At 55.3% G+C, this 23,903-nt stretch carries 20 protein-coding genes; 10 read left to right on the top strand and 10 right to left on the bottom strand.

The window, feature by feature from the left end:
- Positions 1–113: 113 nt before the first annotated feature.
- From dusB to ACTG33_RS00805, 5 genes are all read left to right on the top strand, one after another.
- Positions 114–1,103, top strand: a complete 990-nt coding sequence (gene dusB, locus ACTG33_RS00825; RefSeq protein ID WP_439133265.1) for a tRNA dihydrouridine synthase DusB — start codon at positions 114–116, stop codon at positions 1,101–1,103.
- On the top strand, positions 1,100–1,411 hold the full coding sequence (gene fis / locus ACTG33_RS00820; RefSeq protein WP_439133264.1) for a DNA-binding transcriptional regulator Fis: 312 nt from the start codon (positions 1,100–1,102) through the stop codon (positions 1,409–1,411). Before dusB ends, fis begins: the two co-directional genes overlap by 4 nt.
- Before the next feature lie 149 nt (positions 1,412–1,560).
- Positions 1,561–3,153, top strand: a complete 1,593-nt coding sequence (purH, locus tag ACTG33_RS00815; RefSeq protein ID WP_439133263.1) for a bifunctional phosphoribosylaminoimidazolecarboxamide formyltransferase/IMP cyclohydrolase — start codon at positions 1,561–1,563, stop codon at positions 3,151–3,153.
- A gap of 161 nt (positions 3,154–3,314) precedes the next feature.
- Complete coding sequence (gene purD, locus ACTG33_RS00810; RefSeq protein WP_439133262.1) at positions 3,315–4,604, top strand: phosphoribosylamine--glycine ligase; 1,290 nt, start codon at positions 3,315–3,317, stop codon at positions 4,602–4,604.
- Between the two features lie 243 nt (positions 4,605–4,847).
- Positions 4,848–6,779: a response regulator gene (locus ACTG33_RS00805; protein ID WP_439133261.1), complete on the top strand. Its 1,932-nt coding sequence runs from the start codon at positions 4,848–4,850 to the stop codon at positions 6,777–6,779.
- Positions 6,780–6,810: 31 nt separating this feature from the next.
- Here the strand turns inward: ACTG33_RS00805 and ACTG33_RS00800 are convergent, their stop codons facing one another.
- Positions 6,811–8,307, bottom strand: coding sequence for an AAA family ATPase (locus tag ACTG33_RS00800; protein ID WP_439133260.1), 1,497 nt, complete (start codon positions 8,305–8,307; stop codon positions 6,811–6,813).
- A 171-nt stretch (positions 8,308–8,478) separates the two neighbouring features.
- Here ACTG33_RS00800 and coq7 point away from each other — a divergent pair, with 171 nt between their 5' ends.
- Together coq7 and ACTG33_RS00790 are read left to right on the top strand one after the other, a co-directional pair.
- Positions 8,479–9,123 carry a 2-polyprenyl-3-methyl-6-methoxy-1,4-benzoquinone monooxygenase gene (coq7, locus tag ACTG33_RS00795; RefSeq protein ID WP_439133258.1) on the top strand — a complete coding sequence of 215 codons (645 nt, stop codon included), beginning with the start codon at positions 8,479–8,481 and terminating at the stop codon, positions 9,121–9,123.
- A gap of 53 nt (positions 9,124–9,176) precedes the next feature.
- Positions 9,177–9,635, top strand: a complete 459-nt coding sequence (locus tag ACTG33_RS00790; protein ID WP_439133257.1) for an RDD family protein — start codon at positions 9,177–9,179, stop codon at positions 9,633–9,635.
- 196 nt (positions 9,636–9,831) lie between these two features.
- Here the strand turns inward: ACTG33_RS00790 and ACTG33_RS00785 are convergent, their stop codons facing one another.
- On the bottom strand, positions 9,832–10,257 hold the full coding sequence (locus ACTG33_RS00785; protein WP_439133256.1) for an OsmC family protein: 426 nt from the start codon (positions 10,255–10,257) through the stop codon (positions 9,832–9,834).
- 690 nt (positions 10,258–10,947) lie between these two features.
- Here ACTG33_RS00785 and crp point away from each other — a divergent pair.
- Complete coding sequence (gene crp, locus ACTG33_RS00780; protein WP_216096279.1) at positions 10,948–11,583, top strand: cAMP-activated global transcriptional regulator CRP; 636 nt, start codon at positions 10,948–10,950, stop codon at positions 11,581–11,583.
- Between the two features lie 136 nt (positions 11,584–11,719).
- Here crp and trpC read toward each other — a convergent pair whose 3' ends face one another.
- The 8 genes from trpC to ACTG33_RS00740 form a co-directional block, all read right to left on the bottom strand.
- On the bottom strand, positions 11,720–12,517 hold the full coding sequence (gene trpC / locus ACTG33_RS00775) for an indole-3-glycerol phosphate synthase TrpC (protein ID WP_439133255.1): 798 nt from the start codon (positions 12,515–12,517) through the stop codon (positions 11,720–11,722).
- Positions 12,518–12,590: 73 nt separating this feature from the next.
- Positions 12,591–13,631: an anthranilate phosphoribosyltransferase gene (gene trpD / locus ACTG33_RS00770; protein ID WP_439133254.1), complete on the bottom strand. Its 1,041-nt coding sequence runs from the start codon at positions 13,629–13,631 to the stop codon at positions 12,591–12,593.
- Positions 13,632–13,637: 6 nt separating this feature from the next.
- Positions 13,638–14,216: an aminodeoxychorismate/anthranilate synthase component II gene (locus ACTG33_RS00765; RefSeq protein WP_439133253.1), complete on the bottom strand. Its 579-nt coding sequence runs from the start codon at positions 14,214–14,216 to the stop codon at positions 13,638–13,640.
- A gap of 13 nt (positions 14,217–14,229) precedes the next feature.
- Positions 14,230–15,708: an anthranilate synthase component I gene (gene trpE / locus ACTG33_RS00760; protein WP_439133252.1), complete on the bottom strand. Its 1,479-nt coding sequence runs from the start codon at positions 15,706–15,708 to the stop codon at positions 14,230–14,232.
- 360 nt (positions 15,709–16,068) lie between these two features.
- Entirely contained in the window at positions 16,069–16,797 is a 729-nt protein-coding gene (locus tag ACTG33_RS00755; RefSeq protein ID WP_439133251.1) for a phosphoglycolate phosphatase, read from the bottom strand.
- Between the two features lie 6 nt (positions 16,798–16,803).
- The gene (rpe, locus tag ACTG33_RS00750; RefSeq protein ID WP_439133250.1) at positions 16,804–17,478 is read right to left on the bottom strand and encodes a ribulose-phosphate 3-epimerase; all 675 of its coding nucleotides are present in this window, start codon (positions 17,476–17,478) and stop codon (positions 16,804–16,806) included.
- A 209-nt stretch (positions 17,479–17,687) separates the two neighbouring features.
- Positions 17,688–18,371: an N-acetylmuramate alpha-1-phosphate uridylyltransferase MurU gene (gene murU, locus ACTG33_RS00745; RefSeq protein WP_439133249.1), complete on the bottom strand. Its 684-nt coding sequence runs from the start codon at positions 18,369–18,371 to the stop codon at positions 17,688–17,690.
- Between the two features lie 108 nt (positions 18,372–18,479).
- Positions 18,480–19,604 carry an aminoglycoside phosphotransferase family protein gene (locus ACTG33_RS00740; RefSeq protein WP_439133284.1) on the bottom strand — a complete coding sequence of 375 codons (1,125 nt, stop codon included), beginning with the start codon at positions 19,602–19,604 and terminating at the stop codon, positions 18,480–18,482.
- A 207-nt stretch (positions 19,605–19,811) separates the two neighbouring features.
- Here ACTG33_RS00740 and ACTG33_RS00735 point away from each other — a divergent pair, with 207 nt between their 5' ends.
- Entirely contained in the window at positions 19,812–22,529 is a 2,718-nt protein-coding gene (locus ACTG33_RS00735) for an LPS-assembly protein LptD (RefSeq protein ID WP_439133248.1), read from the top strand.
- A gap of 8 nt (positions 22,530–22,537) precedes the next feature.
- Positions 22,538–23,896 carry a peptidylprolyl isomerase gene (locus ACTG33_RS00730; RefSeq protein WP_439133247.1) on the top strand — a complete coding sequence of 453 codons (1,359 nt, stop codon included), beginning with the start codon at positions 22,538–22,540 and terminating at the stop codon, positions 23,894–23,896.
- Positions 23,897–23,903: the final 7 nt, after the last annotated feature.

The following is a 23,903-nucleotide window of genomic DNA, read 5'->3' as shown; positions in this document are numbered from 1 at the left end:
TCCCCCTTTTGAAAACGACCGGCGGAGCACGGAAACCGCCTGAAAAGCCGGTCACAAGGGACAGTAAGGCGTGAAACTGCAACAGTTTCCGCAGGTGCAAATTGGGGTGAATCTTGTTTCAAATTGGTCCATACCACATCGACAACCCAGTGGTGTTGGCGCCGATGGCCGGTGTAACTGACCAGCCATTCCGACAGCTTTGTCGTCGGTTGGGCGCAGGGCTGGTTGTCTCGGAAATGGTCACCTCTGACTCGCGTCTATGGAACAGCCGCAAATCTCAAACACGTCTGAACCACAGCGGAGAAGCTGAACCTCGTTCCGTCCAGATTGCCGGTGGCGATCCTGAGATGATGGCGACAGCTGCCCGCATGAATGTGGAACGGGGCGCACAAATTATTGACATCTATATGGGCTGCCCCGCCAAAAAGGTTTGCAAAAAGGCCGCTGGCTCCGCCCTGCTGAAGGACGAACCACTGGTCAAAGACATACTCACAGCCGTCACCGACGCCGTCGATGTGCCCGTCACATTGAAGATCCGCACCGGCTGGAGCAGCGACCATCGCAATGGTATTACCATTGCCAGAATGGCCGAAGACACCGGTATTGCTGCCCTCGCAGTCCACGGGCGCACCCGCGCCTGTGGCTACAGCGGCCATGCCGAATACGACACAATCGCCGCCATTGTCGATGCCGTTTCCATCCCGGTGTTCGCCAATGGTGACATTGATGAACCAATCAAGGCCAAGCAGGTGCTGGAGTATACCGGCGCAGCCGCCGTCATGATTGGTCGCGCAGCGCAGGGGCGCCCCTGGATTTTTCAGGAAATTAACCATTTCCTGAACACCGGTGAGCAATTGCCACCGCCACCGGTACACGAAATCCGGGACATCCTGTGCGGACACCTTAATGAGCTGCATCGCTTTTACGGGGATTATATGGGTCTTCGTATCGCCCGTAAGCACGTGGGCTGGTACCTGAAAACGCACGCAGACAGCGAAGCTTTTCGCAAGACCTTTAACCAGATTGAGAACGCTCAAGAGCAACACACCAGTGTTCGAGACTACTTTGAACAACTGATAACGGAAGAGGATAAAGCAGCATGAACACAGCTGAAGCGCTGATGGCTGACGCGCCAATCGAACTGACCAGCACTGTCAACGAGCCGGCTCCCGTAGCCACTCAAAACCAATCTCTGCGGGATTGTGTCGAACAGGCCATGGACAACTACTTCAAACACCTCGACGGCCAGTCCGTCAGTGCCGTCTATGACCTGGTCATGGCCGAAGTCGAAGCCCCCATGCTTGAAATCGTGATGAAGTACACCCGCCACAACCAAACCAAAGCCGCTCAGGTTTTGGGCTTGAACCGCGGCACTCTGCGCAAAAAGCTGAAGCAATACGGATTACTGTAAATTCGTCGCTATACTTCCCTGAAGGGTGAGCTTGCTCACCCTTCTTTGTTTTAATTGTTTGACCCCAGCCGGACATTGCTCAATTGAGGTACCACTCCTCGGTATTTCACGCTCACCCGGCCTCCAACCCATGTAAAACGGAACCACCCATGACCCAACTCGTCCCCACATCACAACCAGTGAAGGTTCAACGCGCTTTAATCAGCGTGTCCGATAAAACCGGAATCGTTGAATTTGCCCAATCCCTGAATGCTCAGGGCGTGGAAATCCTCTCCACCGGCGGCACCTATCGTCTGCTGCAGGAAAACGGCGTTCCTGCCGTCGAAGTCTCTGACTACACCGGCTTCCCTGAAATGATGGACGGACGCGTAAAAACCCTGCACCCCAAAGTCCACGGCGGTATTTTGGGGCGCCGCGGCACCGACGACGCAGTCATGGCGGAACACGGCATCACCCCCATCGACATGGTGGTTGTGAATCTCTACCCTTTCAAAGCCACTGTGGCAGACCCCAACTGCGACCTGCCGACGGCGATTGAAAACATCGACATCGGCGGCCCGACCATGGTTCGCTCCGCCGCGAAAAACCACAAAGACGTGGCTATTGTGGTCAACGCCCACAGCTACGACACGGTTATCGAAGAAATGAACGCCAATGACGGTGCTCTGGGCTACGAAACCCGTTACGACCTGATGGTGCAGGCGTTTGAGCACACCGCTCAGTACGACGGCATGATTGCCAACCACTTCGGCGCCCGTAACACCAGCAACGAATCGCGCCCGTTCCCGAACACCTATAATGTTCAGTACGAGAAAGCCCAGGACATGCGCTACGGTGAGAACCCGCATCAGCAGGCGGCTTTCTACGTAGAATCTGACGCTCAGGAAGCTTCTGTCTCCACCGCCAGCCAGATTCAGGGCAAAGAACTGTCGTTCAATAACGTGGCCGACACCGACGCTGCACTGGAAACCGTCAAGCTGTTCGACGAGCCAGCCTGCGTCATCGTCAAGCACGCCAACCCCTGTGGTGTGGCTGTGGCTACTGACATCAAGACCGCTTACGAGCTCGCATTCGCCACTGACCCTGAATCCGCCTTCGGCGGCATCATCGCCTTCAACCGCGAGCTGGACGCCGAAACCGCACAGCTGATCGTCGACAAGCAGTTCTCCGAAGTAATTATTGCACCGAAAGTTTCTTCCGCTGCCGCTGAAGCAGTCTCCGCCAAGAAAAACGTCCGTTTGCTGGAATGCGGCGAGTGGGGCACCGAGCGCCCGGTTGCTTTCGACTACAAGCGCGTTAACGGCGGCCTGTTAATTCAGGAAAAAGACAACGGCATGGTCAGCAAAGACGAGCTCAAAGTCGTCACCAAGGTACAACCTTCCGACGAGCAGATGGACGAGCTGCTGTTTGCCTGGAAAGTCGCGAAAATGGTCAAGTCCAACGCCATCATCTACGCCAAAGACGGCCGCACCATCGGTGTGGGCGCAGGCCAAATGAGCCGCGTGAACTCAGCCCGTATTGCTGCCATCAAAGCCGAACACGCCAATCTGGAAGTGAAAGGTGCCGTTATGGCATCCGACGCATTCTTCCCGTTCCGCGACGGCATCGACAATGCCGCTAAAGTAGGCATTTCGGCTGTGATCCAGCCCGGTGGCTCCATGCGCGACGAGGAAGTGATTGCCGCTGCCGACGAACATGGCATGGCGATGGTGTTCACTGGCATGCGCCACTTTAGGCACTGATTAGGCAGGGTATTTACCACCATGGCTGCGTTGCTCCGGTGCTCGGTTGGTCGTGTACTTCAGTACACTCCCGCCCTGTGCTCCGGGGCGCCTTGCCACGACGGCAACTCCCCTACCTCCTCAGCCCCTAAAGCCACATTAAGAATGATGGGAACAAGATAATGAATGTATTAGTAATTGGCAGCGGCGGTCGCGAACACGCCCTGGCCTGGAAAGCAGCCCAGAACCCGAATGTCGAAACCGTGTATGTGGCTCCGGGCAACGCCGGTACTGCTACCGAAGCGGGTCTGGAAAACGTCGCTATCGACGTGATGGATTTCGACAAGCTGGCGGCTTTCGCCAAAGACAACAACTGCGGTTTGACCATTGTCGGTCCGGAAGCGCCGCTGGTTGAAGGTGTGGTGGACTTCTTCGCCGAGAAAGGTCTGCGTGCCTTTGGTCCCAGCAAGGGCGCCGCTCAGCTGGAAGGCTCCAAAGCTTTCACCAAAGACTTTCTGGCTCGCCATAAAATTCCCACTGCGGAATACCAGAACTTCACTGAAGTGGAACCCGCTCTGGCCTACTTAAAAGAGAAAGGCGCACCGATCGTCGTTAAAGCCGACGGTTTGGCAGCAGGTAAAGGCGTCATCGTCGCCGAAACTCTGGAACAGGCCGAAGAAGCCGTGAAGGACATGCTGTCTGGTAACGCGTTCGGGGATGCCGGTTGTCGCGTGGTGATTGAAGAGTTCCTCGACGGTGAAGAGGCCAGCTTTATTGTCATGGTCGACGGCAAAAACGTCGTACCTATGGCCAGCAGCCAGGATCACAAACGTGTAGGCGACAAGGATACCGGCCCGAACACCGGCGGCATGGGCGCTTACTCACCTGCTCCCGTGGTTACGCCTGAGATTCATCAGCGCGCCATGGAAGAAGTTATCTACCCCACCGTGAAAGGCATGGCCGCCGAAGGCAATGACTACACAGGCTTCCTGTACGCTGGCCTGATGATCATGGCCGATGGCACTCCCAAAGTGATTGAGTACAACTGTCGCTTTGGCGATCCGGAGACACAACCCATCATGCTGCGCATGAAATCCGACATGGTGGACCTGTGCGAAGCCGCCATCGATGGCGAATTGGCCGGCAAAACCACTGAGTGGGATGAGCGCTGCGCCGTTGGTGTGGTACTGGCAGCCGGCGGCTACCCGGCAAGCTACGACAAGGGCGACGAGATCAGCGGCCTGCCCAGCGAAGAAGTGGAAGGCGAAAAAGTCTTCCACGCTGGCACCGCGCTGAACGACGGCAAGGTTGTCACCAGTGGTGGTCGTGTACTCTGCGCCACAGCACTGGGGAACACCGTCACCGAAGCTCAAGAGCGTGCCTACGAGCTGACTCGCAAGATCGATTGGAAAGACGTCTACTTCCGCAACGACATCGCCTACCGCGCCATCGCCCGCGAACAGCAGTCCTGATCTAGCCTCCTTCATGGCGTCCGAACCACCTCTCATTGAGTGATTCGGACGCCATATTCAGATTTTATCTAAGTTCCTCGCTTCACTTCCCTATTCCTCCGCGTTAGCATCGGCTATCGACGCGTAACACTGCTTCATAGCAGTGACTCATCTCGACGCTCCACAACAACGTATGATGAACGTGTCGTAGCTAACAACGTTTTATAAAAACGATAACGAAAAACAACAATAGCGAACAACTTTATGCTGGAGTCTACAGTCGCGTCCAGTCTCTTCTCGACACCTTATATCACTGCGTTTTTGCTCGGTGCTACGGCACTGCTCGTGTTGATCAATCTGGGACAGGCCTGGGTGCGACGCGAAAGCCTGAACCTGTGGATGGCGGTGTATGTCATGGCTCTTTCGGTGGCCTTACTCTGTTTGTGGCAACTGACTTACCCATCGAACACTTCCTTCTCGCCTTTAACCCGCGATCAAAACCCGCTGAGCCTGCAAATCTACTGCAAGGTGTTACTGGTTATTGCCATGATCGCTCAATGTCGACTGGTCTGGCGTTTTGCGTCACTCCCAGATACCTTTCAACGCTGGAACCGCTTATTTATCGGCAGCAACATCTGCCTGATATTGCTGGCCTCCGTCGTTAGTGCCATCTCAACAACCACTAGCGTCGTATCAACACCCACCCCGCTGGTCAGCGCCACATTAAAATTCGCCTTTCTGTTCAGCTCGGTGCTGTGCCTGGTTCACCTGCTATTACTGACCCGCGAACAGGAACCCAATGCCGTTTTTCTTTTGATCGCGAAAGCTGTTTCCCTGTGCGCTTTCGGCAGCGCCTGGTGGCTGACACTCATGGTCACAGGCCGCCCGGTTTCTCACTGGCTGGCTCAGGCAACCGTGATTATTGAAGGCATGCTCATCACCTACGCACTGGTCATGAACAGCGTCGAACATTGGCAGCACCGCATTCGCACCCACTACGAACGCAGCCTGAGACTCAAACTGAAGCAGCAGTACAACACCACACTCAAACTGGTGGATCACGAACTGCGCACCCCATTGAGCGGTGTGGTTGGCATAGCCGAGTTGCTATTGGATACGTCGCTAAGTAAAACCCAACGCGATCAGGTCAGCACCATGCGCCGGGCCAGCGAGGCGCTATTGAAATGGCTAAACCGGCTGAACGACTGGCGCGCACTGCAAATCGGCCGGCTGCACTTTGATGCCATTCCGTTTGATTTTTCTCAACTGCTGCAAACTCTCTTCGAAGACACCCGGGTCAAGGCTGAAGATCGCAAGATTCGTCTGACCTACGCCCCGGACACCAACATACCCACCCTGATTAAAGGCGATCCGGCGCGTCTAAAACAAATCATTTCCGGCACACTGGAGATGGCGTTGTTCTACAGCGAGCAAGGCGAAGTATCCATCGAGCTCAATCCAATGACGGAACGCAATCGCTGGCAACTGGTGATTACCGATACCCAGAGCGGGCTGCAGACCGAAGACATACAGATTGCCCTGGACAATCAGTTCGAACTGGACGCAGAACACTACAGCAGCGTGCAGCGCAACTGGTTAATCGCCAAAGCCCTGGTAAAACATATCGATGGCACACTCATTGCCGAGCTGGAGGACGGGCACGCCCGCTTCACTTGCGAGCTGCAACTAACCCGCTATTCGCTATTGCAACACCACGAGAATCAGTACGATCAGCTGCTGCACAAGAAACGATTACTGGTGGTGGATGACAGCAGCTCCAGTCGCAAACTGGTGGCCAAACGCGCAGACAGCTGGGGGATGACCACCACCTGTGTTCCCGCAGGCAAAGATGCAGTGGCCATGATCAACACCATGAATCAGGTGGGCGCCGGTTTTGACGCAATCATTCTCGACTATGATCTGCCCGACATCACCGGACTCGAGCTGGCCAGACAGATCAACCGCAATCCCAGACTGAAACCGACACCGGTGATGATCATGCTCAGCGGGGACAATGTGTTTCCCTACGAAGAGCAGGCCCGGGACTTGCTGATTCGACGGGTCCTGACCAAACCCATCAGTTCGCAAAGCCTGAAAATCACTCTGGCGGAAGAGCTGACCCTGCAGGAAGCCCGCAACAAAACCTCATCGCCCGACAATCCGGACACGACCGAATCCTACACCCCGGCTAAATGAGCAACTCAACGAAACGTCATATCTTTAGACGCTAGGCGGATACTGCACGGCCCTCAGCCCAGTGGCGCAAGGCCGTAATCTGCTCCGCCATCACCACCGACAGCGGTGTGGTACTGACAATCGCCTTGATCAAATCGTTTTCAGTCAGCCTCTGATCGTCATCCAGTGAATAGAGCGCCGACACCACGGCCTGTTCGATTTCCGCCCCGGAGAAGCCTTCGGCGACCGCAGCCACCCGCCCAAGATCAAAACCTTCAGCCGCGATGCCGCGTTTTTTCAGGTGAATGTCGAAAATGATTTCGCGAACCTCCTCTGACGGCAGATCCACAAAGAAGATTTCATCAAAGCGTCCCTTGCGTACCAGCTCAGCCGGCAACTTCTGGATGTCGTTACTGGTGGCGACCAAAAACACTGGCTTTTTGCGCTCGGCCATCCACGTCAGAAAATACCCCAGCAAACGCCGCCCCAACCCATCATCGGCGCCACCCTGAGCCATGGCTTTTTCCAGTTCATCCAGCCACAGAACACAGGGCGCCATCTGATCCGCCTGCTGCAAAGCCTCGCGCAGATTCTTTTCACTCTCGCCGATAAACTTGTTGTACAGCGAACCCATATCCAGCCGTAGCAAGGGCAACTGCCACAAGCCCGCCACGGCCTTGGCCGCGAGGCTCTTGCCGCCGCCCTGCACACCCAACAGCAAGACGCCCTTTGGCGGATCCAGCGGCGACTCATCCTCCGGCGACGTCAATCCGGAAAAAACTTTCTGCCTCTGCTGCAGCCAACCCTTAAAGTTATCCAGCCCACCTACATCGGCAAACGACTCGGTGTCGTATTCGTAGCTGAGTAGCCCCTGCTGATTGAGAATGGCAAACTTGGCGCTGTTGACCTCCGGCAAATCACTGTCACTGATCGCCCCGTCATCGGCGATGGCGTGGTAGGCAAGACGGGTGACGTCTTGATGGGTCATACCCCGCAAACTGGCAACCAACAACTTCAACGCCGCCGCATCGGTGCGAATCCGCTGCTGGCCGGACTGTTTGGCATAGCGTTTGGCTTCCTGACGAATGATGTTGAGTATTTCGTCATCGGAAGGCAGTGATAACTGCGCCCGCGACGCGAAGGGCAATAGCTCCGGCGGCAGCTCAATGCGGTGACTCAAGAAAACAATGCGCTTGGGCAGCACGTCAAAGTTGAGGGCAATATCCTTAAGCAGGCGAATCACCTTCGCCTCCCCTTCCATATGACTGTGGAAGTCACACAGCACAAACACGCCGCTGTCATTGCGCGCCTTGATCGCTTGTAAAGCCTGCACCGGGGTCTGTTCAGAGTCTTCTTTCTGCAATCGGGGACCAAACCCCAGAGTGTCCAGCCCCTCGGTCAAGGTCCAGCGGTAGAGGGTTTGCCCCTGTTGCTGACACTGGCGCTGCAGCAACTCGAGGGCATACTTTTCCTGACTGCTTTCCAGCGCGATTAACGGCACCCGCTGCTTCAGCAAACAGGCGATGTCTTCACTGACGGTCACTTGCATAACTCAGTCCTTGTCGTCTTCTCAAGTTCGTTAATGCGCCATATTACCCTTTAACCCCGCAAATCCGAAAATATGCGTTTTCCCACTCTATCCATTACAATAACCACGTCTTTTCCACAATCACGACGGTTTTTCCCTGTTCAGACGGGAATCACCCGCGAGGTATCTGCCATGTCCGCCCGCCACCTATCAATGACTGATCAACTGCTCAGCCAAATGGACAAAGCCTTGCGCACGCTTGCCCCGGGCAAGGTCAGCCATCAGCGTCCCTCGCCCGCCAACACCATCAACGAAGCGGAAATGAGCGACGCCGAGCGCAAACACGCCGCGGGTCTGATGCGGGTCAATCACTCCGGTGAAGTCTGCGCTCAGGCGCTGTATCAGGGACAGGCGCTGACCGCCAAGCTGCCAACCGTACGGGAAGAAATGGAACACGCCGCCGAGGAAGAAGTGGATCATCTGGCCTGGTGTCAGGAGCGCATCGAAAGTCTTGGTAGCCATACGTCCATACTGAATCCGCTGTGGTACGGCATGTCTTTTGGGATTGGCGCCACGGCCGGACTGGTCAGCGACAAAGTCAGCCTGGGTTTTGTGGCGGCCACCGAAGATCAGGTCTGTAAACACCTGCAGAGCCACCTGCACGACCTACCCGCTCAGGATGAACGCAGCCGCGCGGTAGTTGAAGTTATGCTGGACGACGAGGCTAAACACGGCCACGCCGCCCTCGCCGCCGGCGGTTATCGCTTTCCGGCACCAGTGAAAGGCGTGATGTCACTGCTATCCAAGGCGATGACGAAAACCAGTTATAAAGTGTAGTCGGCTGCCGGGGCTTCCCTAAGCTCTGGCTACCCATTACTCAAGGACGTGACATGGAAAAACATACGGAAGATAACACTCAGCCAACCACCACTTCCCCTCACTACGCCGGTTTCTGGATACGTGTCGCAGCCTCCCTTATCGATACACTTTTGTTCATCGCCATCATTGCCCCACTGCTGACGCTGATTTACGGCACCGCCTACTGGGACAGCGGAACCTACCTCAAAGGCAACTGGGATCTGGTACTCAACTATATCTTTCCCGCCGTTGCCGTCACCCTGTTCTGGGTTTACAAATCCGCCACACCGGGCAAGATGATCTTCAAACTGAAAATTGTCGACGCCAACACCCTCGGCAAGGCCTCAACCGGACAAATGATAGGACGCTATCTGGGGTATTACGTATCCATCATACCGCTGATGCTGGGGATTATTTGGGTGGGATTTGATCGTCGCAAACAGGGATTTCACGATAAGCTGGCAAAGACCGTGGTGATAAAACAGTCTTGAACTATAACCAACAGTCTTGAACTATCAAAAAATAGTCTTGAACCATCAACAAACAATCTTGAACCTTCAAAATAGTCTTGAACCATCAACAAACAGCCTTAGACCATAAAAAGACCGCCCCAACCTAGAGTTGAGACGGTTTTCTATTTAGGTTCTTTAGTCAGACCCTCTATTCAGAATGGGTCTTCTCAGCGGTTCAAACTTCGGCTTCTACAATCTCATAACCGTGGCTCACTTCAACCCCAGCCGCTTCCATCATGATTGAGGCAGAGCAGTATTTAGTCGCAGACAACTCAACCGCTCGTTTTACCTGGGCTTCTTTCAGACCAACGCCGGTGACGATGAAGTTCATTTTGATTTTGGTGAAGGGCGAAGGCACGCCATCGGCACGCTCTGCATCCAGCTCCACACGGCAATCCTGCACCTTTTGACGGGTTTTCTTCAGGATGCTCATCACATCAAACGTGGCGCAGCCACCCATACCCAACAGCAACATCTCCATGGGACGCACGCCCATATTGCGGCCGCCGTGGTCTTCGGGACCATCCATGACAACCGAGTGGCCACTGCCCGACTCACCCAGGAACATTGCGCCATCTACCCACTTTACCGTTGCCTTCATGAATTTATCCTCTCAACTCGACCCCTGGGGTCGCTCATCAGCTTGAATCACTACATTACGTCTAAACTGGTCGTATATGTACTGCACGCCAGAATCCGGGTCGCAAGAGTACCACAAACTCCCCATCTGGTGCGGCTTCACAGACATCCAGAAGAAATTCGAAAGGAGATAAAAGATGAATAATCACGAGCAAGGAACTAACCGCACCCGGTCGAAGTCCTATGAAGGGCAAAAGCGTCTGAAACGTCTATAATCGAGGCTTGCCGTGGAGACCCATCGACACAACTGGCGCTTCAAGGCTTCGGCCTGGCTCGTACCGTATCGGTTTAACCGGTACTCTTGGTTCACCTCTGCCGCAGATCGCGTATTTCAACATATTGCCGCCACCGTTTTCTGTGTGATCTATAAGATAACCCGTTCACAAAGACGGTGAAGAGACGTAGACACCACTGGCCAGAGTTGACGATTATGGACATAATCAGCCTTACACTAAGTAGAGAGACCTGAAATCAGGCGTCACACCACTGATGAATTGCGTGCTACCGGAAAGTAGAACGCCACAGTGGCGTACATAGACATATATAGGTGACTATATAGGTGCCAAAGGAGATCCAGATCCGGCAATTTTCCGGCAACGGATTCACCAATGGAACCGTCCCTCTCTTCTGCAAGACTAACGAGGACATTGAATTGGTTGCTGTTTCATTAACTCCCCACATCGATAATGTGGACGAATTTCTAAGCCATTGCCATCGCCGTCGCTACCCCGCCAAAAGCACACTGATTTACGCGGGCGATAAAAGCGACTCCCTCTATTACATTATCAAGGGCTCTGTCACCGTCATTATTGAGGACGATGAAGGCCGGGAGATGATCGTTGCCTATCTGAACGATGGCGACTTCTTTGGTGAAATGGGCCTCTTCGATGAGCAGGACTCTCGCAGCGCCTGGGTCCGCGCCAAAACCGAATGTGAGGTTGCCGAGATCAGTTATGGCAAGTTTCAGGAATTAGGTGCCAAGCACCCGGAATTTCTGTTTGCCCTGGGTACCCAAATGGCTCGCCGCCTGCGCAACACCACCCGCAAGGTTGGGGATCTGGCATTTTTGGATGTCACCGGTCGCGTTGCTCGTACACTGCTGGATCTGTGTAAAGAGCCTGATGCTATGACCCATCCGGATGGCATGCAGATCAAGATTACCCGTCAGGAGATCGGCCGCATTGTCGGCTGCTCCCGCGAGATGGTTGGTCGGGTACTGAAGACTCTGGAAGATCAGGGACTGGTCTCGGTGAAAGGTAAAACCATGGTGGTGTTTGGCACTCGCTGACGCTATTCATCTCAACCTGGTCTCCATACCGACCCAGACTCCATACCTACCAAGCATAAAAAAGCCGGCGATTGCCGGCTTTTTTATTGCGTGTCCAAATTGGAATACGCGAAGCAGTGAGTTAATAACCGTCGGATCAGTTAAACATCTCCAGCAACTTCACACCCGGATCGTCAGAACGCATAAAGGTTTCACCCACCAGGAAGGCATTGACGTTGTGACCGCGCATGGCCATCACATCGTCGATGGTCAGAATGCCGGACTCGGTCACCACGATACGGTCTTCACCGATACGGCCCAACAGGGCAAAGGTGTGATCCAGAGACACCTCAAAGGTGTGCAGGTTACGGTTATTGATACCGATCAGTTTGTTCGGCAGCTTCAGAGCCAACTCCAGTTCTTCAGCGTTGTGCACTTCCACCAGCACATCCATGCTCAATTCGTGCGCCAGCGTGTTCAAGCGTTCCATCTGCTCAAATTCCAACACCGCCACAATCAGCAAGATGCAGTCGGCACCAATGGCGCGGGCTTCATACACCTGATACTCATCGACGATAAAATCCTTGCGGATTACCGGCAGCGACGACGCGCTGCGAGCCTCCTGCAAATAGCAATCGGCCCCCTGAAAGAAATCCACATCCGTCAGTACAGACAAACAAGCCGCACCGCCTTTTTCGTAACTGATGGCGATCTCGGCTGGGTAGAAATCCTCACGGATAACGCCTTTGCTGGGTGATGCCTTCTTGATCTCGGCAATCACTGCAGCCTGGCCGGCGTTGATTTTGTTTTCGATGGAGCGCACAAAACCTCGAGCCGGCGGCTGCACAGCAGCGAGTTGCTTTAACTCTTCGAGAGAGCGATTCTGCTGGCGCTCAAGGATTTCCTCGCGCTTACGCACGATGATTTTTTCTAATACCGTTGGAATCTTGCTCATACACTCTACCGAACACTGTCGTGCCGGCCTCTTCTTTCTTTTGGCTGTCTTAAAAAGCGTCTACCCAGATAGGTTACGCGTTGTCTTTCTGATAGCGGGTAAACGCCGCCAGCTCGCTCATTTTCTCTTTCGCCAGACCACTGCCAATAGCGTCTTCGGCCATACTGACGCCTTCTTTCAAAGTGTCGGCAATACCGCTGACGTAGATGGCCGCACCGGCATTCAGCGCGATGATCGCCGCAGCTTTTTGAGCCCGGTTATCACTGCGCTTACCCAATGCATCCTGAATCAAAGCCAGGGACTCATCGGCACTCTCTACCGTCAAACCAACCAGCGATTGTGATTCGATGTCAAAATCTTCCGGCTGGATGCGATACTCCTCGACCTTGCCATCTTTCAGTTCGGCCACCGTGGTGGAGGTCGCCAGACTGATTTCGTCCAGACCATCGTCAGCATGAACCACCAGCACGTGCTCACTGCCCAAACGCCCCATCACTTCCGCCAGAGGCTTGCAGAGTGCACCGTTAAAGACACCGATCACTTGACGCTTCACGCCAGCGGGATTGGTCAGTGGTCCGAGAATGTTAAACAGTGTGCGCTGACCAATCTCCTTGCGCGGCCCAATGGCGTGCTTCATGGCACTGTGATGGGAGGGGGCAAACATAAAACCGACACCCAGCGCATTCACACAGCTGGCCACCTGCTCCGGAGAAATATCCAACTGCACGCCCGCGGCCTCCAACACATCAGCACTGCCGGTGGAGCTGGAAACCGAACGATTGCCGTGCTTGGCCACTTTTGCGCCGGCAGCCGCAGCCACAAACGTCGAGGCCGTGGAAACGTTAAACAAGTTGGCGCCATCGCCACCGGTTCCCACCAGATCAATCAGATGATCACAGCCGAGGTCTACCTTGGTGGCCAATTCGCGCATGACGATGGCCGCACCGGTGATTTCATCAATGCTTTCGCTTTTCATCCGCAATGCCACCAGCAACGCCCCGATTTGTGCATCGGTGGCTTCGCCGGTCATTACCTGACGCATAACCTGAGTCATTTCTTCCTGAGTCAGATCCTGACGCTCAATGATTTTGCCGAGAGCTTCTTTAATGTCCATATCGTCTTAACCCTCTAAAAAGTTGCGCAGCAAATCGTGGCCGTGCTCAGTCAGAATGGATTCCGGATGAAACTGCACACCTTCCACGTCCAGCGTCTTGTGGCGCACGCCCATAATCTCGTCGATTTCGCCGTCTTCGGTCTGTGTCCAGGCGGTGATTTCCAGACAGTCTGGCAGACTTTCTTTTTCAATCACCAGCGAATGGTAACGGGTCGCACGATAGGGATTGGCCAGACCGCGGAACACACCTTTGTCGGCGTGATAAATGGGCGAGGTCTTGCCATGCATCACTTCGCGAGCCCGTACCACCTTGCCACCAAAAGCCTGACCGATACTCTGATGACCCAGACAGATGCCCAACAGCGGAATACGGCCGGCAAAGGTCTCGATGGCAGCAACAGAAATACCGGCTTCGTTGGGCGTGCAGGGACCGGGGGAGACCACGATCTTCTCCGGTGCCATGGCCTCAATGTCGGCGATGGTCAGTTCGTCATTGCGCACCACTTTCACATCAGCGTTCAGTTCGCCAAGGTACTGCACCACGTTGTAGGTAAAGGAATCGTAGTTATCAATCATTAAAATCATGTCGGCGTTTCCTTTACTGGGCAGACTGTTCAGCCAGAGCAACAGCTCTGAACATGGCGCGGCGTTTATTGATGGTCTCTTCCCACTCAAGCGCGGGAACGGAGTCGGCCACAATGCCACCACCGGCCTGTACATGCAGTTCGCCGTCTTTAATCACGGCGGTGCGGATGGCAATGGCGGTATCCATATTGCCGTTCCACGCCCAGTAACCCACGGCTCCGCCGTAGACGCCGCGCTTCACGGGCTCCAGCTCGTCGATAATTTCCATAGCGCGAATCTTGGGGGCGCCGGACAAAGTACCCGCAGGCAGGATCGCGCGCAGAGCGTCCATGGCATTCAGCTCGGGCTTTAGATGCCCCTGTACATTGGACACAATGTGCATCACGTTGGAGTAGCGCTCGATAACCATCTCTTCGGTCACCTGCACCTTGCCGATTTCAGCTACACGGCCCACATCGTTGCGACCCAGATCGATCAGCATCAGATGCTCCGCAATCTCTTTGGCGTCGGACAGCAGGTCTTTTTCCAGCGCCAGATCTTCTTCCTCGGTGGCGCCACGCGGACGGGTGCCAGCAATCGGTCGCACAGTGACTTCGCCCTCTTCCAGACGCACCAGCACTTCCGGCGAACTGCCCACCACGTGGAAATCGCCGAAATTGAACATGTACATATAGGGGGTCGGGTTCTGACTGCGCAGCGCGCGGTACAAATCGATGGGCTCCGCTTTGAAATCGACGCTCATGCGCTGAGACGGCACCACCTGCATGCAGTCGCCGGCGAGGATGTACTCCTTCACCGAATCCACAGCGGCTTCGTAATCTTCGCGAGTAAAACTCGCTCGGTAGTCCAGATCCATTTCCACGGGGGCGGTCAGATCCAGCAGCTTGCGTGGCGACAGCGGCTGACGCAGTTGCTCCAGCAAACTATCCAAACGGGTATTGGCGCTATTCAGTGCATCGCTTTGCGCAGGATCGGCCAGAACCACCGCGTGGAGCTTGCCTGCCAGATTGTCGAACACCACCACCTCTTCGGACACCATCAGCAGGATATCAGGGGTGCCCAGCACGTCCGGATTGACGGTTTTGGCCAGACGCGGCTCCACATAACGCACACAGTCGTAGCCAAAATAGCCGACCAAACCGCCATTAAAGCGGGGCAGATTGGGGATATCCGGTATTTGATAGCGGCCTTTAAATTCCTCCACAAAGGCTAGCGGGTCTTCACATTCGTGGCGTTCGGTCTCGACACCGTCCACCAAAATGGTCGCTGTATGGCCATCCACTCGCAGCACGGTGCGGGCAGGAAGCCCGATAATAGAATAACGCCCCCACTTTTCGCCGCCCTGCACGGATTCCAGCAGGTAGGAATAGGCACCATCGGCCAGTTTCAGATACGTGGATAACGGGGTTTCGAGATCGGCCAGTACTTCGCGTACCAGCGGAATAAAGTTGTAGCCTTGCTTGGCCAACTCACGGAATTGCTCGGGAGACATGGTCAGTCCTTACGGGTAATCGGTCACAAATTGGGTCTGTTTTTCAGACGTTGGCCCTGTATTGAGTGATCTGGAGCTGAGTCATCAATAGTAGCCAATCGGCAGCAGCTCGGATGTGAAAACACCTGAGCTATCTATGAACTACGGACGCCATCGTCCCCAGCGGAGGTTTGATAAGGTAACTGAGGATGGTTTGTTCACGAAAACACCTAAGTCTGCGCTGTCTGCGGGGCTCTTGATGGAAGACCAGAGCCTCACCGCAGGTTATCTTAAAAGTCGAATAAAAATCAGGCGCTAGTTTAGCCCTTGACCCGCGTCCTGTACAGGCTCGGCGACCGACTCCTCAAACACCACTTCCCACTACACTTCGACGCCAGAGGTCTTCACGGCCGACGAAAAGAAATCCGCCAGATTATCGGTGGCCCAGTCCGGAGTCTCTTCGGCAATGGATTTGCCATGGTTATAACCGTAAGTGACACCCAGAGTGGGCACGCCTGCCGCTTTGCCGGCCTGCATATCACTGCGGGAGTCTCCCACCATCAGCGAGCGAGCCGGATTGGCCTTCAGTTTTTTGAGCAGGTGGAGCAAAGGCGCGGGGTCGGGCTTTTTCTGCGGCAGGGAATCACCACCCAGCCAATCATCAAAGTAGCCATCAATCCCCAGATCAGTCAGCAAATGAGGCACAAATTGGCTGGGTTTGTTGGTGACCAGCGCCATGGGCACGCCGGCATCGGCCAGCTGTTGCAGGGCGCACTTAACACCCGGGTAGAGTTTGGAATAATGCCCGCTCAGGCGACCGTAGTGATGCATGAAACGTTTGAGAGAGGCTTTATGGAGGGCGTCGGCGACGGCTGACTCTTCAATACCATCGGTATCCGCCAGCGCGCGGCGAACCAGAATCGACGCACCGTTGCCCACCCACAGACGGACTTTTTCTTCGCCGGCAACAGGGCAGTGCTGCTCGGTCAGCATGGCATCTACGGCAGCGGTGAGATCCGGCACACTGTCCACCAGCGTGCCATCCAGATCGAACATCACCAGTTCGGGCAGGCGACCGCCGAAGCAATCGGGGAAACGGCTTGTGGTCATACCGGCTTACAACGCTTTCGCCAGCTCAGCTCGCATGGCTGCAACCGCCGCCGCATAGTCGTCTTTGCCAAAGATGGCGGAACCCGCCACAAAAGTGTCGGCACCGGCAGCGGCAATTTCGCGGATATTGTCAGCGGTGACGCCACCATCAATTTCCAGACGAATAGGAAGGCCCAGTGCATCAATGGCCGCACGAGCTTCACGCAATTTGTCCAGCGTGTAAGGAATAAACTTCTGACCGCCAAAACCGGGGTTTACAGACATCAGCAACAGCATATCCAGCTGCGGCAGTACATGCTTGACGGTTTCCAGTGGGGTGGCAGGGTTGAGCACCAGTCCGGCTTCACAGCCAGCCTGCTTAATCAGCTGAATGGAGCGATCCACGTGACGGGAAGCTTCCGGGTGGAAGGTAATGATACTGGCACCGGCATCGGCAAACTGGCCAATCATATCGTCCACCGGCTCGACCATCAGATGGACATCGATGGGGGCGGTAATACCGTGCTTGCGCAGGGCTTTACACACCATCGGCCCAATGGTCAGGTTCGGCACATAGTGATTGTCCATCACATCGAAGTGGACAATATCGGCACCCGCGGCCAGCACCGCCTCAACTTCTTCACCTAAACGGGCGAAATCCGCCGCTAATATCGAGGGCGCTATTTTAAATTCCTGCTGCATGGGGTACCTGCCACTAAAGATTGAAAGATTCAGACGGTAAGTATCGACGACTCCCGGCAAAAGGACACCCGCTCGACGGGCAAATTGGCACATCTGGCTGAGTTGGCACAGTTGGCACAGAGAGAGGCGCGATAAAGAGCGCGCATTGTACTGAAAGTTTTCCGCGACGCCCACCGGCAAATACCGGCAGGAGCAAGTGTCAGTGCAGGTTACTGGCTGGTCAGTCTCTCGTCCAAGGCCTGCAGGCGCTCAGGCGTGCCGATATCCCACCACTCACCGTCATACACTTCACCGCTGAGACGATTGGCAGCAATACCTTCAGCCAGAGCCTCACGCAGAGGAAATATCTGCCGGCGCTCGGAATAGGCACCGATCAACTCCGGCCGCAACAGGCTGATGCCACTGTAGGTAAACCCTTCATCCACCTCAGTATTGTGCAGCAACATGCTGTCGTGCAGGGCGAAATCTCCACGGCGGTTATGGCGGGGGTTGGGCACCAAAACCAGGTGTCCCAGGCAATCTTCCGCAAGATGGACGTCGAACAGACGCTCAAAGGGATAATCGGTCCAGACATCACCGTTAACCAACAGGAAAGGCTCATCGCCTAACAGCGGCAAAGCCTGCAGAAGCGCACCGCCGGTTTCCAGAGGCTCATGCTCCTCAGAATACTGAATCGACACACCCAGGGCATGACCATCGCCCAAAGCCGCTTCGATCTGCTCCCCCAGGTAGGCAATATTAATCACGAATTCCCGCACGCCCAGCGCTTTGAGCCGCTCGATGTGGTACATAATCAGAGGTTTCCCGCCCACGGGAAGTAGAGGCTTGGGCGTGGTATCGGTCAGTGGCCGCATGCGTTTACCCAAACCCGCCGCGAGAATCATTGCCTTCATAACACCCTATCCTACTGCTTGATCGGTCATTCCCGACCTTTTATTCCATTGCTGCTAATTGGCCAGCGTCTCGATCTGCCCGAATTGCGTACTAGAGTCCGAGTAGAATCAGCTCAGCTGACTGGCGTCCAACTCGGTTTGCGCGGTATTTCTGCCATCGCCTGCAATCTGAAAGTCCTCATACCAGTTCTGCTGTTCACACAGCGGCAAAATTTTCTCCCGGAACCAGTAAGTGAAATCCGCAAACTCAGGATAGGCGCTCGCCACTTCCAGGGTGTAGCGGATCACCAGAGGGATATCTTCCAGATAACCGGTTTTACCATCCCGAAGAGACAGACGCGAAAAGATCCCCAACACTTTCAGATGACGCTGCAACCCCATCCAGTCAAACCAGCGCATGAAGCCTTTCTGGGTCACTGGCGCCATCAAGCCGCACTCTACCGCCATATCGCCGTATGCGAGCGCCCACTGACGAACCTGAGCCGGTGGCCAGCGCAGATAACAATCGCGCAACAGGGACACCAGATCGTAGGTGATTGGACCGCGTACCGCGTCCTGAAAATCAATCACACCCGGCGGCTGGCCGTCGCGATAGATGAGGTTGCGGCTGTGGTAATCCCGGTGAACCCACACCTGAGGCTGCTGCAAGGCAGCACCTTCCAGCTGAAGATAGACCGCGTCCAGCAAATTCCGTTCATCGTCACTGATCGAATAACCCAACAACTGGGGCAGGAACCACTCATCAAACAGTGACATTTCTTCTCTAAGACGTGACTGGTTGTACTGCGGCAGGGTCAACATGGACTCGCCATCGGCCGCGGGAATGGTCATGACCGGGCATTGTTGCAAACGCAACAGGGTCATCATCGCTTCGCTGTAAAGCTCATTGGCGCAACTGTCGTCCAACTGCACCTGGTCACTGAACAAGCGATCACCAAAATCTTCCACCAGCAGATAGCCGCGTTCAAAGTCTACCGCCACCACATTCGGCGTGTGCACGCCCTGATCGCGCAGATAGCGGGCAATGGCCACAAACGACTTACTGTCCTCGTGCTCAACGGGGGCAAAAACGGCCAACAGGGAAGGCTCACTGTTAAGCCGGTAATAGCGGCGAAATCCGGCATCGCCACTTAGCGGTTGCAACTTCGGAGCCGCTGGCAGCGACCAGGACTTGCCCGCCAACTGCTCCATGCTCCACGTCAAAATCCCTTGTTCCAGTTTCTCTTCTTCCATATTGACCACTCAAACCCCTCACGGAATCTATTTTTTTCGATTCTACCCGAACCCCAACCACCTTTGTTAAGCCTTTTCTCCCATTTGGTGAAATCGTCAGGGCAGTAGCCTAATGAGTGCATCCCAAGTAGAATCGGCCTCTTATTTTTCCCAAAAGAACGCTAAAAACAAATTAAAAGCACTTAGACACACAGGATTGTCCCAATAATGGCCTTACGGAAATCGCTGTTACGGCAGCACATACAGCGCGCCCTGACACCATCACAGTCTCCCTGGTTACTGGCTTTGGGGGTTCTTGCCAGCCAACCGATCACTCCGCTTCACGCTGCCGAGAACCACTTCGAATGGCACTGCGGTGCAGATAGCAGCGGTCAGGGTTGGGTGTGCCGGGAGCAAGCTGCTCCAGGGCCTGCTTACAAGCGTCCGGTGCACGCCACTCGATCCGCCACCGTTGCCGCAGCCACAACTGCCGCCGTGGCTGCCAGCAAACCACGCTATCTGCCTGCCGGCCAGGTGGACTGGGTCGATGAAGAACAGATGACCGAAGAACAACGGGAAGCCATGGCAGCCGGCTGCTGTGGTAGCTACATCGAGCCAGTGCGCACCGATGAAGATGCCAATCTCGATCCTGAAAAAGCCCCCTTGCGCGCCACCGCCGACAGTTCCGAATGGCTGCAGGAAACCACCGCAGTTCTCACCGGTGACGTCAACCTGACTCAGGGCTATCGTCAAATCCAATCCGACAAGGCGACTCTGAACCAGGCCGACAACACGGCCGAACTGGAAGGCAATGTCCGAATCCGCGAGCCCGGCTTGCTGGTCACCGGCTCCCGTGCTGACATGGACCTCGACACCAATGAAGCCAAGGTCGCAAACGCCAGCTATCTGATACACGAAGCCCAGGCGCGCGGCGACTCCGATGCCATTTCCATCGCCAAAGACAAGGTCGTGACACTGGACAGCGGCACCTTCACCCGCTGCGAACCAGACAGCAACACCTGGTACCTGAAAGGCAGCGAGATCACCATCGACCCGAACACCCAACAGGGCGTCGGCAAGCATGTGCGTCTGAACATCAAGGGCGTACCGGTGTTTTACACCCCTTACATCCGCTTCCCGGCGGGCCCCGATCGCCAATCCGGTTTTCTGTTTCCATCCATCAGTTCCTCCGACAGCGGCGGCTTTGATATTGCTGTGCCCTACTATTTCAACCTGGCACCCAATTACGACATGACGCTCACTCCGCGCTACATCAGCGATCGCGGCGAGATGCTGGAGGCGGAGTTCCGTCACCTGTCGGAAAGCTTTAAAACCACGGTCAGCGGTGCTTATTTGGCCGACGACGAAGGCGGCGATGATCCGGATCGTCAGGATCTGATCGACGACGGCATTCTCACTGAAGATCAAGCCTTCCCATACCGCGGCGAAGACCGCTGGTTATTCAATCTTGATCAGGTGGGCGGCATGAGCGCCCGCTGGTATTCGCGCATTGACTACACCACCGTCAGCGACGTCGATTACTTCCGCGACATGGATAACGCCAGCCTGCAGGTCAACAGCGCTACCCACCTGCGCAAACTGGGCACTCTGGGTTACCGCAGCGACCACTGGCTCTACGAAGTGCGCGCCGAAGAGTTTGAAACCCTGTCCGACACCGTGGCCAAGCAGTACAAACAATTGCCCCGCATCAGCGTCGATGGCAACTACCGTCTGGGCGGTGACTGGGTTGTGGAACTGGATAACGAATACGTCTATTTCGACCATCCGGAAAAAGACGATCGCGCAGTCATTACCGGACAGCGGGCACGCTTGGATTACAGCCTGACCTGGGACAAAAACTGGCTCTGGGGCTTCTTTAAACCCGGCGCCGCGGTCAAGGCTCTGGGTTATCAGCTGGATGACGAATACCTGAACGCCGATGCCGACGACGCCCCTAACTTCGCGGCGCCCCAGTTCAGCCTGGATACCGGCCTGTTCTTCGAGCGCGAAGGCTCCCTCATGGGCAATCGCTACTTACAAACCTTTGAACCTCGCCTGTTCTACTTCTACAGCGAACAGGAAAATCAGGACGACCTGATCAATATTTCGGGCAACCGAGATGTGGATTTCGACACCGACGAGCTGACCTTCAGCTACAACCAGTTGTTCCGCGATTCGCGCTTCTCCGGCGGCGACCGCATCGACGATGACAACCGCCTGTCTGTCGGCCTGACCTCGCGCTTTATCGATCCGGAAAGCGGCATCGAGCGCTTCAGCGCCAGTCTGGGTCAGATTTTCTACTACGAAGACCGCGGCATCACCATTACCGACACACTGGAAGATTCTCTGGACGACGAGGAAAACCAGCGCTCCGATTCGGAATTTGCCGCCCAACTCACCGCCCAACTGGGTGACTACTGGCGCCTGCGCTCTGATGTCGCCTGGGATGCCAAAGCAAACGACAAGGTCAGTCGCGGCAGCGCCAGCGTCCGCTATCAGGACGATGACTACCGCCTGCTCAACCTGAGCTATCGCTATACTCGCCAAGACCCATTGACCAGCGATCCAAACGACCTGGATGGCGATGGCGATCTGACCGACGAAATCCAGCGCACCATTGAGCAGGGCGACGTGTCGTTCTCCTGGCCGCTATTTGGCAACTGGAGCGCCGTGGGTCGTCACAACTACGATTTCACCAACAGTCGTGAACTCGAATCGCTATTCGGCGTCGAATATAACGATTGCTGTTATCGCGTGCGTCTGATTGCCCGCCGCTGGATCGATAACGAACTCTATAACGACGTTCAAAACCTGGACATGGAAGAAGATCAGGGTATTTTCCTGGAATTCCAGCTCAAGGGTCTGGGCAGTATAGGCAGTAAAGTCAGCGGTATTCTCAACGATGGCATTTACGGCTACGAAGAACGCGAACAAAACTTCAGATAAAAGTGACTATGACATTACCTACATTGAAAACCGGGATTTTAAACCACGCCAAAACCGGCCTTAAGCTGCTGGCTCTGGGCGCCGCCCTGACCTGCAGCAACCTGGGCTTCGCCCAAACAGTACCGCTGGACGAGGTGGTCGCCGTTGTCGACGACGACGTGGTCATGGCCAGCGAGCTGAATCAGCGTATGCGCATGGTGGTCTCTCAGCTGCGCGCCAATAACACACAACTGCCGCCGCTGGACGTCCTGCGCGGGCAGATTCTCGAACAACTGATCACCGAATCCCTTGAGCTGCAAATGGGTCGACGTGCCGGCGTCGAGATCAGTGACAGGCAGATCGACGACACCATCAACCGCATGCGTCAAGCCAACAACCTCAGCCAAGCGGAATTTGAACAAAAGCTGGCTCAGGACGGCATCAGCGTCAACGATTTGCGCGACCAAATTCGCCGCGACATGATCATCGAGCAAGTGCAGCGCGGCAGCGTGAACCGTCGCATCCAGGTTTCTGAGCAGGAAGTGAAAAACTTCCTCAAGTCGAAACAAGGGCGCTTCTGGTCATCACCGGACTACAACCTGGGGCACATTATGATCGGTGTCTCCTCGACCGCCGACAATGCCGCTCTCAAACAAGCACAAGATCAGGCTGACGCCCTCTACCAACAGCTGAAAAACGGCGCCGATTTCCGTCAACTGGCGGTGGCTCAATCTCAGGGGCAAAACGCTCTGAAGGGTGGCGATCTGGGCTGGAGAAAATCGGCGCAACTGCCCGACCTGTTCGCAGATAACATTGTCGACCTGCCCGTCGGCGACGTGACCGAACCACTGCGCAGCGGCGCAGGCTTTCACATCCTGAAGCTGTACGACAAACGCGGCCCCAAAGAACAGGTGATTGAGCAGTCCAAGGTTCGTCACATCCTGATCAAGCCTTCCGCGATCCTCACTGACGAGCAGGCCAGACAGCAACTGGCTGATATTCGCCAGCAGATTCTGGACGGCGCCGATTTCGGCGAGATGGCTCGTCAACATTCAGAAGACGTAGGCTCTATGCTCAGTGGCGGCGATCTGGGCTGGTCCCTGCCGGGCAAATTTGTGCCCGAGTTTGAGCGCACCATCGACAACACCGCCATTGGCGATATCAGCGAGCCTTTCCGCAGCCAGTTCGGCTGGCACATTCTGCAGGTGGAAGAACGTCGTCAACAGGACATGAGCGAAACCGTTCGTATGAACCAGGCCCAGCAACTGCTGCGCAAACAGCGTTTTGAAGAAGAGCGCATCAACTGGCTGCGGGAAATTCGCGACAAAGCCTACGTGGAAATCAAAGGTCAGCCAGACTCAGACAGCGAAGCGTCTGAAGACAACTAATTGGTTA

Origin of the sequence: Pseudomaricurvus sp. (genome assembly GCF_965662505.1) — a bacterium.
Lineage (GTDB): Bacteria > Pseudomonadota > Gammaproteobacteria > Pseudomonadales > Cellvibrionaceae > Pseudomaricurvus.
Note: the sequence above shows the minus strand (reverse complement) of the source record. Positions and strands in the feature narration are given on the sequence as shown.